We start from the raw sequence: 13,890 nt of genomic DNA on the forward strand, positions 1-13,890 counted from the left end.
TGATAAATGAGAGAATTACTAGCAACAACATTTACCGGCATTGTGGTCGATGAAAATGAACAATTTTATTTTGTTCAAAAAAATGGCATCACATTCCGTTTAAAAAAAGAAGGTACGCATGCTATAGGGGAGGCTGTAGAAGGGTTTGGTTATTTAAATCAAAAACAAGAGCCAGCACTGACAACTACAATTCCTACTGTGCGCATTGGTAGCTATGGCTTTGGTACTGTCACAGGAACGAGACGTGATTTAGGTGTCTTTGTAGACGTTGGCTTACCAGATAAAGATGTCGTTATTTCGTTGGATGAATTACCAACTATGCGGGAACTTTGGCCTAAAAAAGAAGACCGAGTAATGGTTACTTTAAAAGTGGACAGTAAAGACCGCATTTGGGGCGAATTAGCAGATGAAAAAGTCTTTAAAGCAATGGCAAAACGTGGGAATGCTGAAATGCAAAACCAAAACTTAACCGGGCATGTATATCGTCTGAAACTTGCAGGAACGTATATTTTAACTGATGATTTATACATTGGATTTATCCATCCTTCTGAACGATTCCAGGAACCACGTTTAGGTGAAAAAGTAGTGGGGCGTGTGATTGGCGTGCGGCCGGACGGCGTATTGAATCTTTCATTAAAACCAAGAAGTCATGAAGTAATCAGCGATGATGCGTTAATGATTCTAACTTTCTTAGAAAGAGCAAACGATCACCAAATTCCTTTCACCGATAAATCAAGCCCTGATGAAATTAAACAAACCTTTGGCATTAGTAAAGCTCAATTTAAACGCGCCTTAGGCCATTTAATGAAACAAAAATTAATTAAACAAGAAGATGGTAAAACAATTCTAATTGGCTCGTTGGAACAATCAAAAGAAAAAAATTAAGGTAGCTAATTGAGAATATCTTGCAAATTACAGTTATTTCTTTTATAATTATTTTAATTTGATTGATAAATTAAGTTTCTTAATTTATAATCATTCTAAACAAGGAGCTGTAATAATGGATTCGACTGCTGCTTTAAAAAAGACAAAAAAACAATTACATGAATCAGGCTTTAAATTAACACCACAACGGGAAGCAACCGTACTTGTATTATTGGAAAATGAAAAAGATCATTTATCAGCAGAAGAAATTTACTTCTTGGTAAAACAAAAAAGTCCGGAAATTGGTCTAGCAACAGTCTATCGAACGCTAGAAATTTTAACAGACTTAAAAGTCGTTGATAAAGTGAGCTTTAACGATGGTTTAGCTCGCTATGATTTAAGAAAAGAAGGCGCCAAACACTTTCACCACCATTTGTTATGTTTAGAATGTGGCACAATTGAGGAAGTGGAAGAAGACTTGCTTGGTGAAGTAGAGCAAATTGTTGAAAGTCGGTATCATTTTTTAGTCAAAGATCATCGCTTAACTTTTCATGGTATTTGTCAAAGTTGTCAAAGTAAACATTAAAAAAACTGCCTTGCATTAATTTATGCAAGGCAGTTTTTTATTTATTGGCATTATAAATTAGCGAATTTTTCCAATAAGCGAATCATTTGGCAAGTAAAACCATATTCATTGTCATACCAAGCCACAGTTTTCACTAATTGGAAATCGCCAGCTGTCGTTACTTCTGTTTGCGTTGGGTCAAAAATCGAACCTTCTGTCGTGCCGATTATGTCCCCAGAAACAATTTCACGATCATCATAACCGAAAGAAGGGTTATCAATGGTGTGTTTTTTCATTGCTTCATTTACTTGATCAGCTGTTACTTTTGTTTTTAAAATGCTAACTAATTCTGTTAAGGATCCATCCACAACGGGAACACGTTGGGCATGGCCTTGTAATTTTCCATTAAGTTCTGGAATAACTAAGCCAATTGCTTTAGCAGCACCAGTTGAATGGGGAATAGTATTGTCTGCAGCAGAGCGTGCCGCACGAAGATTTCCGCCACGAACAGGGCCATCTAATAGCATTTGTGTTGATGTGTAGGCATGGACAGTTGTCATGGTACCAACTTCAATACCGAATTCATTATTTAAGAAGTAAGCCATCGGTGCTAGACAGTTTGTCGTACATGAACCAGCAGAAATGATTTTATCGTTGGCATCAAGTGTATCATCATTGACGTTGTAAACGATTGTTTTCATTGCGCCTGCAGGAGCAGAGATAACCACACGTTTCACACCTGCATCTAAATGAGCTTGTGCTTTTTCTTCAGAGGTATAAAAACCTGTACATTCAAGGACAATGTCTACTCCGTTTTCTTTAACCCAAGGGATTTTACTTGCATCTGGTTCTGCGTAGACACGGGTTTCTTCGCCGTCAACCACAATGCCATTTTCAGTGGCTGTCACGGTGCCAGGATAGGTGCCATGCGTAGAGTCAAATTGTAATAAGTGAGCCAACATTGTTGGGCTAGTCAAATCATTGATAGCCACAACTTCAATATCATCAGAAACTTCTTTTATTCGGCGAAAGGCTAAACGACCAATTCTTCCAAAACCGTTAATTCCTACTTTGACTGTCATAACAAAAATTCCTCCTTTAGATGTTTGTGTTTCTTTGGACCCTTGCTGAAAAAGTGATTTTCTTCAACTATCTATAGTATGAACCTCTAAAATTTTTTTGTCAAAAGACTGATAGCGAAGCGACAAAAAGAAAGCGAAAGATTCATGAGAAATTTTGCTTTTTCCAACGATAACTAACTAGAATTGCTAGACAAACGGTTGTTTTCCCGATACAATAATAAAGACTTTCGAATCACGCTTTTTGAGGTGATTAAAGATAGTAGAAGTAGAATAGGAGGACAAATTATATGTCCATGTTTTTAGATCAAGTGACGATTGATGTCAAAGCTGGTAAAGGCGGCGACGGAATGGTTGCTTTCCGTAGAGAAAAATATGTACCAGACGGGGGTCCCGCTGGTGGTGATGGCGGTCGCGGTGGCGACGTTGTTTTAGTTGTTGAAGAAGGATTACGCACATTAATGGATTTCCGGTTTAATCGTCATTTTAAAGCGACACCTGGAGAAAATGGTATGAGTAAAGGAATGCACGGTCGTGGTTCAGAAGATTTACTTGTCAAAGTTCCACCAGGTACAACAGTTCGTGATGCAGAAACTGGAGCTTTAATTGGGGATTTAATTGAGAATGGTCAGACCTTAGTAGTAGCAAAAGGCGGACGCGGTGGTCGCGGGAATATTCGCTTTGCTTCCCCAAGAAACCCTGCACCAGAAATTGCCGAAAACGGCGAACCGGGTCAAGAACGTAAAATCGAATTAGAATTAAAAGTTTTAGCAGATGTTGGCTTAGTTGGGTTTCCTTCTGTAGGAAAATCAACATTACTCTCTGTTATCTCGTCCGCTCGTCCGAAAATTGGTGCCTATCATTTTACGACGTTAGTTCCAAACTTAGGGATGGTGACTACTAGTGATGGTCGAAGCTTTGCTGCAGCAGATTTGCCAGGCTTAATTGAAGGAGCTTCTCAAGGTGTCGGCTTAGGAACACAATTCTTACGCCACATTGAACGGACGCGTGTTATTTTACATGTCATTGATATGAGTGGCATGGAAGGACGCGATCCCTACGAAGATTATTTGGCAATCAATAAAGAATTGGCTTCACACAATTTACGTTTGATGGAGCGACCTCAAATTATTGTTGCCAATAAAATGGACATGCCTGAAGCAGAAGAGAATTTAGCGAAATTTAAAGAGCAACTTGCGAAGGAACGCACCGATGAGTATGCCGATGAGCTACCTATTTTCCCAATTTCTGGGGTTACTCGTAAAGGTATTGAACCTTTATTAAATGCAACAGCTGACTTGTTGGAAGTAACGCCTGAATTCCCATTATATGAAGATGAAGTGGTAGAGGAAGAAACCGTTCGTTATGGCTTCCAACCAGAAGGTCCAGAATTTACGATTGATCGTGAACCAGATGCTTCATGGGTTTTATCTGGTGAAAAATTAGAAAAATTATTTGAAATGACGAATTTCGATCATGATGAAACAGTAATGCGTTTTGCACGTCAATTACGTGGTATGGGTGTCGATGAGGCATTACGAGCACGTGGCGCGAAAGACGGCGACATTGTTCGGATTGGTAATTTTGAATTTGAATTTGTCGAATAAGCATAAAACCAGTTCACTCAGTGAACTGGTTTTTTATTTTAAAATTAGTATTAAATTAGCGAATAGATTGAAATAATATTTTTAATAGCTTATAATTTTAAATGTAACAAAATAACAAACGAAAGGAGCGAAATTGAAATGGAAAACAATCAAGCAATGGTTCCTAAGTTTTCAGTTAAAAGTGCCGGTTTTCTTTTTAGTATGGGGCTCTTATGTGGTGTCCTGTTGCCGAGTGTTTTATTATGGACTTTCAATCTGCCGTTTAATATTGGTGCCATGATTTTTTTGCCTGTTGGGATTGCTTTTGCGTTAGCGTATAGTCATTATTTTATTGAAACGAAAACAGGTTTTTGTAAGCGTTTTATTTGGTTGTTTTTAATTTCTCTTATTTTATTAGAGCTTATCTCTTATTTATGGCTGATTAAAGGAGTTATTTTTTAAGAGAAAAACAGAGGAGAGTGTTATTTATGTTAGATAAACTGACTGTTTGGATTGAAAATCATCTAGCTGGACCAATGGCTAAAATTGCCAATCAGCGCCATTTACGTGCGGTGCGGGATGGGATTATTGCGACATTACCTTTAATTATTGTCGGTTCTTTTTTTCTAATTATTGCGTTTCCGCCGTTACCAGAATCTTGGGGCATTACTCAATTTTTAACAAGTAATGCTGCTACAATCTTATTGCCTTACCGAATGACAATGTACATTATGGCGTTATATGCGACTTTTGGCATTGGCGCTAGTTTAGCGAAATCATATAATCTTGATCAAGTCTCTGGAGGGATTTTGGCTACGATTGCTTTTTTATTAACATTAGTACCTGTAGCGATTCCTGAAGAAGCCAGTAAAGCAGCTGGCGTTTCTGGGTTTGTTTTACCAATGGCTAATTTGGGTGGTGCAGGGATGTTTGTCGGGATTGTGACGTCAATTATTGCTGTCGAAATCTATCGAGTGACAGATAAGTCTAAGTTCAAAATTACAATGCCTGATAACGTTCCACCTGCTGTTGCTCGTTCATTTGAATCATTGACTCCGACGTTAATTGTCATGTTATTGATTGGTTCAATCACTTATTATTTAGGCTTTGATTGGCACACATTTGTAGGGAACTTAGTGGGACCACTAGTTCAAGCAGCGGACTCTTTATTGAGTGTCTTGCTGTTAGTCTTTTTAACCACATTTTTCTGGTTCTTTGGGATTCACGGCGCTTCAATCGTAGGATCGTTGGCGCGTCCTCTATGGCTACAACTATTAGAGGAAAACACGACTGCTAAAGCAGCTGGCGAAGCATTACCTCGGATTGCGGCAGAACCTTTTTACCAATGGTTTATTTGGATTGGTGGTGCTGGAGCCACAATTGGTTTAGCTATATTATTAGCCTTCCGGGCAAAATCAGAATATGGTTCAAAACTAGGAAAAGCTATTTTAGCACCGTCTATTTTTAATATTAATGAGCCAGTTATTTTCGGTGTACCGATTGTCTTAAATCCGATTTTAATGATTCCTTTTATCTTTGCACCAATGGTTTTAGCAACGATTGCTTGGTTTGCCACAAAATTAGGTTTAGTAAGTGAAGTTGTCTTTACCGCTCCTTGGACCTTACCAGGACCAATTGGCGCCTTTATGGCGACAGGCGGCGATTGGCGTGCTGCTGTTTTGAATATTGTTTTAATTCTAGTGGCCATCTTGATTTACTATCCGTTCTTTGTAGCTTATGATAAAAATGAGCTTGCCAAAGAACAAGGCAAACAAATAGAAGAATAAAGAGTGCAGCCGTTTAGTGTCCAGAACAAAAGGTGATGACCTTTTGTTCTGGACCTATTTGTTTATAGGCGATGAAAATTCTCAATTTTTTTGAAATGTATAGAAAATTTTGAGAAAAGAAACGCATAAAAAAGTGTAAAATATTATATATATAATGAAAATGGTTTTCTTTTGTGTGAACATAATAAAGTTATTGTTAACTAAAAGAGAAAAGGGGTATGAAAATGGTTAGAACGAAGGTATATACAAAGGAAAAAATCTTAAACGTAGCTGAAAAAATTTTAGTAGATAAAGGTTTTTCTAATTTAACTGCTAGAAATATTGCAGATACTATGGGGATTTCTACGCAGCCAATTTATTTAGAATTTGTCAACATGGACGATTTAAAACGAACCTTAATTAAATCGTTATTTCATCGTATGCAATTATTTTATAAAGCAGATGTCGGTGCCTCAGACCCAGTGATTGCATTGGGTCTGAACTTTATATTATTTGCCCAAAAACATCAAAAAATCTATACGGCGTTATTTATGAAAGCACATGGTTATGAAGAAGAATTGCAGCAAATGCTTCAAACTTTTTTTGAAGAGCGTTTATTATTGGATAAAAAATATGTACAAATGGACAAAGGAAAATTTGTCGAATTATTTCCTAAAATGGTGGTAATCTATTTAGGTTTAGCCACAGCGGTTACAATGAAAACAATTGACTTAACTAAGAATCAAGAAATTCAATTATTAAGTCAATTATTGATAGAAGAGTAGTGTTTTGTTATTTATTCAAAATAACAAAAATACGACATAAGTCTGAGAAAAAACTGGTCGTTGCGCCCGAGGAAGGATTGTTTAAAACTTGCTATACTTTGGAAGAAGTAACAGAGAATAATTACTCGGGAGGATTTATGTGATGAAATTTATTAAATTTTTAGTGGTGACAGCAATTGTTATTGGTGGTGGTTTATTTGGGGCCAAGTTTTACGCAGAGAAGAACTCTGGCGAATTAGCTGGTGTGTTAGATCAATTAAATCCATTGGTTAAAGAAGGAAATGTGTATGTTAAAACAAAGAAAGCCGATAGCGTTAATGGCTATGGAATTGCTAGTTATACGCAAGTAGCCGCAGATGAGGAAGGCAAAACGCGAGAAATAACTTTCACAGCGGACCATGAATTAAAAACAGATCATTATCTAAAAGTCTCAAATAAAGGGGCCCACATCAATACGTATGAAGAGGTCAATCAAGACCAAGTACCAGAAAAGGCATTACAAGCGATTCAAAAATAACAAAAAGTCAGAACGTACGCTGAAGATACGTTCTGACTTTTTGTTATTTTTTTGCTTCTTGAAGAATATTGATTTTTTCAATTTTAACATCAGTTTTTGGTTTATCGTTGGCACCAACTTCGACTTTGGCAATTTTATCGACAATATCCATTCCTTTGGTAACTTGACCGAAAACAGTATGTTTTTTATCAAGAGAAGGATAGCCGCCTTTTTTGTAAGCATCAATGATTGCTTTTGGATAATCATCATATAAAAGACCATCAGATTGATCATCTGTATTTTGGACAATAAAGAACTGACTGCCGTTAGTGTTAGGTCCTGCATTCGCCATTGATAATGCGCCACGAATGTTATATAACTGGTTTGAAAATTCATCTTCAAATGGTTTATTCCAGATGCTGTTTCCGCCAGTTCCATCACCGCTAGGATCGCCACCTTGGATCATAAAGTTATTGATGACGCGGTGGAAAGTCAAGCCATCATAATAGCCATCTTTGGCATGTTTCATAAAGTTCTCGACAGTTTTTGGAGCCTGTTTAGGAAATAGTTTGATTTCAATATTTCCCATTGAAGTAACCATTTGGACTAAGTCTTGATCTTCGGCAACTTTGTCATCTAGTTGTGGTAAATCTAGTGAATTTAAGTCGACCGAATCCTTTGTTTTGCTTTCACTGGATTTAGCGACAGAATCACTCGTTGCGGTCGTGCCTTTATTATTGGTTGTGTTACAGCCTGCTAAAAGCAAGGTGAATGCTGCAACTGAAGCAACAGCAAGCATTTTCTTATGTTTCATCTGTTTTCCTCTTCCTTTCACACTGACAATTAGGTTCTTTTTTATCATAACAAAAGAGAAGATAACAAACCAGTGGAATTTTTATAAGATTTCCTATAGGAAAGGTGTAGACCACTTTTGTTTTTTTTGTTACAATGTAAGCAGATACATTATTATGTTTTACAATTTAGGAGGCAATCACATGGGAAAATTAGGTATTTCAATTTATCCAGAACGTTCAACATTTGAAAAGGACAAAGCATATTTGGATTTGGCTCATAAATACGGCTTTAAGCGTGTCTTTACTAGTTTATTGCAAATCAATGATGATCGGGAAAAGGTATTAGCAGAGTTTAAAAAAGTCGTAGATTACGCCAACCAATTAGGTATGGAAGTGATGGTCGATATTAATCCTGCATTGTTCGAACAATTAGGCATCTCTTATGATGATTTATCATTTTTCCATGATATGGGCGCTTACGGTATTCGTTTAGATCTTGGTTTTACTGGGCAAGAAGAGGCGAATATGACAAGAAACCCTTATGGCATTAAAATTGAAATTAATATGAGTTCAGGGACAAGTTATGTAGATAATATTATGGCCTACTCACCAAACACAGAAAATTTACTAGGCTCACATAATTTCTATCCACATCGTTATACAGGCTTAGGCTATGAGCATTTTGTTTATTGTTCAGAAAAATTTAGAAAATATAATTTAAATACGATGGCGTTTGTGAACTCACACGATGCTACATTTGGGCCATGGCCGACACAAGATGGGTTATGTTCTTTGGAAGACCACCGCGATTTAGAAATTGCAACGCAAGTTAAGCATTTAGTTTTAACAGGATTAATCGATGATATTTCTGTCGGAAATGCTTATGCCTCAGAAGCAGAATTAGCAGCAATGGCAGAAGCCTTTCATGCACCGTATCCTTCGATCAAAGTGGATACAGAACCAGAAATCACAGAAGATGAAAGAATTGCATTGTTCGATAACTTACACAGTTATCGTGGAGATCGTTCTGATTACGTTTTGCGTTCAACAATGACACGTGTTTACTATAAAGATCGTCCTTTCCCAGCTCATACAACGAGAGATATTGTTCGAGGCGATGTCTTGATTGACAACGTTGGCTATGGACAATACAAAGGGGAAACACAAATTGCTTTAAAAGAAATGAAAAATGATGGCCGTGTAAATGTGGTTGGTCGTATTTCTGATGACGAACGTTTCTTATTAGAATTTTTGAAACCATGGTCAAGTTTTAAACTTATTGAAAATAAATAATTTTTAGTTTCCTATAAATAGATAAGTGGAGCATAGCGTAAAAGGTAATATTTTTGTGCTATGCTTTTTTTGTCGCAACAAAATTGTCTCATTGTAGTGGTAAAGAAAGATGGTTGAATCTTTGAATGGTGGTTGTCAAAAAAAGGGCGACAACTTATAATGAATCATACAGTTTAAATAAAAGGAGTACGTAGATGAATCGATGGTTAAAAATTTTGATTGCGCTTATTGTAGTAATTGCAATTGGTTTAATTGCGGCAGGCTTATATTTTTATAATTATGCAGTAGTTCCAGGAAAGAAAGACTTTATAAATGAGAATACCCCAGGGTCAAAAGTGGTCCAGACACCTGAAGGCGCGTGGTTTAAAGATGACAAAAATCGACAAGAATGGTCAATTACTTCGGAAGATGGGCTACGTCTAAAGGCCATTTATTTACCAGCCGACAAAAAAAGTAATCGTACCGTTATTATGGCGCATGGTTATATGGGTTCGGCAGAAACGATGTCTGTCTTTGCGAAAATGTATCATGATTGGGGCTACAATGTGTTAGCGCCAGATGCGCGTGGTCACGGGAAAAGTCAAGGAGATTATATTGGGTTCGGCTGGCCCGATCGTAAAGATTATGTCCAATGGATTGAGAAAGTTTTAACCGAAAATGGTCAGCAAGAACAAATCACTTTATACGGTGTCAGTATGGGTGCTGCTACAGTCATGATGACGAGCGGGGAAAAATTACCAGATAACGTGAAAGCCATTGTGGAAGATTGTGGCTATTCTACAGTCAATCAGGAGTTGCAATATCAATTGAAAGAGCTTTTCAATTTACCAAGTTTCCCATTAGTTAATGTTACTAGCGGGATTACGAAACTTAGAGCTGGCTATTTCTTTGGGGAAGCAAGTGCTGTTAAGCAATTGCAAAAGAATCATTTACCAATGCTCTTTATTCATGGTGAAAATGATACGTTTGTGCCGTTTAGTATGTTAGACGAAGTTTATAATGCAACCCAAGGACCTAAAGAGAAATATGTCGTGCCTGGAGCAGAGCATGCGAAAGCTTATAATAAAAACCCAGAAAAATATAAGGAAACAGTAGCTGCTTTTCTAGATAAATATATAAAATAACAAATTTATTCTTTACTAATAGTAGCAACAACAAAAGACTTGTTCTTAAGTTAACGACTTAGTGAACAAGTCTTTTGTTGTCAGTTGATTTTTTTTAATAAGTTGGAATTTACCCATGCAATCTAGGGCATAATCTGATAGGATAGTACTAGAAATGAGGGAAGGATAATGGAAGAACAATTAGTCGATTATTTACACTATTTACAAATAGAGCGGGGCTTATCAAATAACACACGACGGAGTTACGAACGAGATTTAAAAAAATACGTAGCCTTTTTACAAGAACAAGGCCTGCATTCTTGGGACGAAGTTGACCGTTACATGATTACAGAATTTTTGCAATCCCTTCACGAAGAACAGCAAGCTTCAGCAAGTGTGATTCGGATGATTTCTAGTTTGAGAGGATTTCATCAATTTTTACGTCAAGAACGCTTAAGCGAACATAATCCGATGCAACATATTGACTCCCCCAAGAAAGTTCAAAAATTGCCAAGTACATTATCTGTTGACGAAGTGACTCGATTAATTGAAACGCCTGATACAAGTAAACCACTAGGTATGCGGAATCGTGCTATTTTAGAAGTGATGTATGCAACGGGCCTGCGAGTTAGTGAACTAATTGAAATAAAATTAGGGGATCTGCATTTATCCATTGGTTTATTGCAAACAATCGGAAAAGGGGACAAAGAACGAATTATTCCTTTAGGCGATTATGCGATTCAATGGATTGAGCGCTATATGAACGAAGCCAGACCTCAATTGATTAAAAACCATCCGAATGAAACACACCTGTTCGTTAATCATCATGGCGAACCGTTATCTAGACAGGGCATTTGGAAAAATTTAAAACAGATTGTCCGAGAAGCCCGGATAGAGAAAAATATTACGCCGCATACATTACGGCATAGCTTTGCGACACATTTGTTGGAAAATGGCGCAGACCTTAGAATCGTGCAAGAATTATTAGGACATGCAGATATCTCCACGACACAAATTTATACACATATTACCAAACAACGAATGGCAGATGTTTATAAGGAACATTTTCCTCGGGCTTAATTTGCGAGAATGCCCACAAACGAATAAATTTATGGTAAACTAGGAAGTCGAGAAAAGAAAGTAGGTGTCGTTTTTGCAAGAAATTAATTTAAAACTAGATGTCTTTGAAGGACCACTGGATCTTCTACTACATTTAATTCAAAAATTAGAAATCGATATCTATGACATTCCCATTACAGCAGTAACTGAACAATACATGTCTTATATTCATGCGATGCAAACCTTAGAGTTAGAAGTCGCTGGAGAATATCTAGTCATGGCTGCCACCTTAATGGCTATTAAAAGTCAGATGTTGCTTCCAAAACAAGAGCTTGAAATCATTGATGATGAAAATTTTTTTGAAGAGGAAGACCCACGGGAAGCTTTAGTAGCTCAGTTATTGGAGTATCGGAAATTTAAATATGCAGCGACTGTTTTACATGAAAAAGAAGAAGAACGTAAACTCTATTATACAAAAGAACCAATGGATATGGATGATTATAAAGAGGAAGATACAACACTACCGCCTAATCAAATCAATACAATTGATTTATTTCTAGCCTTTCACGCCATGTTAGAAAAGAAAAAAAATCGCCAGCCTGTTGAAACAACTGTTGCTAGTGACGATGTTTCCATCGAAGAAAAAATCACCGCTATTTCAGAGCGTATGCGTCAAGTACAGAAAGGGAAGGCAGTGTCGTTTGATTCTTTCTTCGATTCTTATTCCAAACAAGAAATTGTGACAACGTTCATGGCTCTTTTAGAATTAATGAAAACAGGCGTGATTTATGCTGAACAAGAAAATAATTATAGTGAAATTTTGTTATTTAATACAGAAACCCAGCAGGAAGATACAACAGAGGTGGAGGAAACACAGTGACATTAGTTAGTCAAATTGAAGCAATTTTATTTGTGGTTGGCGAAGAAGGAATTGGCTTGGAAGAGCTGGCGTACTTATTAGAGAAGTCAACAGCAAAAACCTATGAAGAATTAACGAAATTGAAAGAACATTATGCTTCTGACAATAAATCGGCGTTAAATATTTTAGAAGTCGGCAATCATTTTGTCTTAACAACGAAGAAAAAATATGCCTCATTACTAAAAAAATATGCGCAATCGCCTATGTCGAACGCCTTATCACAAGCGGCGCTAGAAACATTATCCATTATTGCTTATAAGCAACCAATTTCGCGTATTGAAATTGATGAAATTCGTGGCGTACAGACTTCTGGCTCTATCCAAAAGTTAGTTGCCCGTCAGTTGATAGAAGAAAAAGGCCGCGTCGATGGTCCTGGTAGAGCGATTTTGTATGGCACAACGAAGTATTTTATGGATTACTTTGGGTTGAAAAGTTTAGATGAATTACCAGATATCCAACAAATGGAAGATGAATTAGAAGAAGAACTACCAATGGATCTATTTTTTGATCGTTATCAAGAAACGAACCCAATGTCTGAAACAACAGAAGGCGAGGAAGCTTAAACAATGGAAAGATTACAAAAAGCAATTGCTCATGCTGGGGTGACTTCGCGTCGCAAAGCAGAGGAATTAATTGTCAAAGGTCGCGTAAAAGTCAACGGCCAAGTGGTCAAAGAATTAGGAACACAAGTAAGTAAACAAGATACCGTTGAAGTTGATGGTGTACCAATTTATCAAGAAGAATATGGTTATTATTTATTCTATAAACCAAGAGGGGTTATTTCTGCGGTGTCTGACGATAAAGGCCGTAAAGTAGTAACGGATTATTTTACAGATGTTACTGAGCGAATTTATCCAGTCGGTCGTCTGGATTATGATACTTCTGGGTTGTTACTTTTAACGAATGATGGAAGTTTTTCACAAAAATTAACCCATCCTAAACATGAAGTAGATAAAGTCTACGTAGCAAAAATTAAAGGTGTACCTACTAAACGGGATCTATTGCCATTAGCCAAAGGCATTCGCATTGATGGCAAACGCACAGCACCAGCCAATTTTCAAATTCTTTCAGCGGATATTAAAACAGGTAGCAGTGTCGTGGAATTAACGATTCATGAAGGACGTAATCATCAAGTGAAGAAAATGTTTCAAGCTGTTGGTTTCCCTGTTCAAAAATTAAAACGTGAACGTTACGGTGAGTTGACCTTACAAGGTTTGCGACCAGGGCAATATCGTGATTTAACTAAAAAAGAAATCAGTCAATTATTAAATCAAGCTAAATAAGATAAAATGACTCGATCTCTTCGCGCTTATGGCGAAGGGATTGTTTTTTTTTGAGAAATGAAACAATCAATGAAATTTAATAAAAAAGCTTAGTTAGTTGCATTCATTGTTCAAATCGGTTACACTAAGTAAGTAAAAAAATATAATACAAGGTTCGTCTTCAGGGGCAGGGTGTAATTCCCGACCGGTGGTTATAGTCCACGACTCGTTTTTAACGATTGAATTGGTGTAATTCCAATACCGACAGTATAGTCTGGATAAAGAAGATAGGGCTTATTTGAGACGCTTTTTCATCAGA

15 protein-coding genes and 1 riboswitch are annotated in these 13,890 nt (G+C 37.0%); of the genes, 13 read left to right on the forward strand and 2 right to left on the reverse strand.

Annotated features, from left to right (window positions below; translation table 11 throughout):
• Positions 1–6 precede the first annotated feature (6 nt).
• Together IGL37_RS05940 and IGL37_RS05945 are read left to right on the forward strand one after the other, a co-directional pair.
• Positions 7–885: a CvfB family protein gene (locus tag IGL37_RS05940; RefSeq protein ID WP_430598827.1), complete on the forward strand. Its 879-nt coding sequence runs from the start codon at positions 7–9 to the stop codon at positions 883–885.
• A 115-nt stretch (positions 886–1,000) separates the two neighbouring features.
• The gene (locus IGL37_RS05945; protein WP_002357640.1) at positions 1,001–1,450 is read left to right on the forward strand and encodes a Fur family transcriptional regulator; all 450 of its coding nucleotides are present in this window, start codon (positions 1,001–1,003) and stop codon (positions 1,448–1,450) included.
• A 50-nt stretch (positions 1,451–1,500) separates the two neighbouring features.
• Here IGL37_RS05945 and gap read toward each other — a convergent pair whose 3' ends face one another.
• Positions 1,501–2,511, reverse strand: a complete 1,011-nt coding sequence (gap, locus tag IGL37_RS05950) for a type I glyceraldehyde-3-phosphate dehydrogenase (RefSeq protein ID WP_002357638.1) — start codon at positions 2,509–2,511, stop codon at positions 1,501–1,503.
• Positions 2,512–2,798: 287 nt separating this feature from the next.
• Between gap and obgE the strand changes: the two genes are divergently transcribed.
• From obgE to IGL37_RS05975, 5 genes are all read left to right on the forward strand, one after another.
• Complete coding sequence (gene obgE / locus IGL37_RS05955) at positions 2,799–4,115, forward strand: GTPase ObgE (protein ID WP_002384537.1); 1,317 nt, start codon at positions 2,799–2,801, stop codon at positions 4,113–4,115.
• 138 nt (positions 4,116–4,253) lie between these two features.
• On the forward strand, positions 4,254–4,556 hold the full coding sequence (locus IGL37_RS05960; RefSeq protein ID WP_002357636.1) for a hypothetical protein: 303 nt from the start codon (positions 4,254–4,256) through the stop codon (positions 4,554–4,556).
• A gap of 26 nt (positions 4,557–4,582) precedes the next feature.
• Positions 4,583–5,881, forward strand: coding sequence for a PTS sugar transporter subunit IIC (locus IGL37_RS05965; RefSeq protein WP_002363934.1), 1,299 nt, complete (start codon positions 4,583–4,585; stop codon positions 5,879–5,881).
• A gap of 218 nt (positions 5,882–6,099) precedes the next feature.
• Positions 6,100–6,645 (forward strand): TetR/AcrR family transcriptional regulator, encoded by a 546-nt coding sequence (locus tag IGL37_RS05970; protein ID WP_002360361.1) that lies wholly within the window; start codon positions 6,100–6,102, stop codon positions 6,643–6,645.
• Positions 6,646–6,787: 142 nt separating this feature from the next.
• Positions 6,788–7,162 (forward strand): YxeA family protein, encoded by a 375-nt coding sequence (locus IGL37_RS05975; RefSeq protein ID WP_002357632.1) that lies wholly within the window; start codon positions 6,788–6,790, stop codon positions 7,160–7,162.
• A gap of 43 nt (positions 7,163–7,205) precedes the next feature.
• On the opposite strand, the gene IGL37_RS05980 is transcribed toward IGL37_RS05975, so the two are convergent.
• Positions 7,206–7,955: a peptidylprolyl isomerase gene (locus IGL37_RS05980; protein WP_002374887.1), complete on the reverse strand. Its 750-nt coding sequence runs from the start codon at positions 7,953–7,955 to the stop codon at positions 7,206–7,208.
• Positions 7,956–8,136: 181 nt separating this feature from the next.
• Between IGL37_RS05980 and IGL37_RS05985 the strand changes: the two genes are divergently transcribed.
• The 6 genes from IGL37_RS05985 (at position 8,137) to IGL37_RS06010 (ending at position 13,592) form a co-directional block, all read left to right on the forward strand.
• A complete protein-coding gene (locus IGL37_RS05985; RefSeq protein ID WP_002360357.1) occupies positions 8,137–9,228 on the forward strand; it encodes a DUF871 domain-containing protein in 1,092 nt (363 codons plus the stop codon).
• A 194-nt stretch (positions 9,229–9,422) separates the two neighbouring features.
• Positions 9,423–10,352, forward strand: coding sequence for an alpha/beta hydrolase (locus IGL37_RS05990; protein WP_002357629.1), 930 nt, complete (start codon positions 9,423–9,425; stop codon positions 10,350–10,352).
• 168 nt (positions 10,353–10,520) lie between these two features.
• A complete protein-coding gene (xerD, locus tag IGL37_RS05995; RefSeq protein ID WP_002357627.1) occupies positions 10,521–11,411 on the forward strand; it encodes a site-specific tyrosine recombinase XerD in 891 nt (296 codons plus the stop codon).
• A 64-nt stretch (positions 11,412–11,475) separates the two neighbouring features.
• The gene (locus tag IGL37_RS06000; protein WP_002381915.1) at positions 11,476–12,270 is read left to right on the forward strand and encodes a segregation/condensation protein A; all 795 of its coding nucleotides are present in this window, start codon (positions 11,476–11,478) and stop codon (positions 12,268–12,270) included.
• A complete protein-coding gene (scpB, locus tag IGL37_RS06005) occupies positions 12,267–12,872 on the forward strand; it encodes an SMC-Scp complex subunit ScpB (RefSeq protein WP_002357625.1) in 606 nt (201 codons plus the stop codon). The genes IGL37_RS06000 and scpB overlap by 4 nt, the downstream gene beginning before the upstream one ends.
• A gap of 3 nt (positions 12,873–12,875) precedes the next feature.
• A complete protein-coding gene (locus IGL37_RS06010) occupies positions 12,876–13,592 on the forward strand; it encodes a pseudouridine synthase (RefSeq protein WP_002357624.1) in 717 nt (238 codons plus the stop codon).
• Positions 13,593–13,744: 152 nt separating this feature from the next.
• A riboswitch (FMN riboswitch) is annotated at positions 13,745–13,864 on the forward strand.
• Positions 13,865–13,890 lie beyond the last annotated feature (26 nt).

This window comes from Enterococcus sp. AZ119 (assembly GCF_050546175.1).
In the GTDB taxonomy this organism is placed as follows: Bacteria; Bacillota; Bacilli; order Lactobacillales; family Enterococcaceae; genus Enterococcus; species Enterococcus faecalis.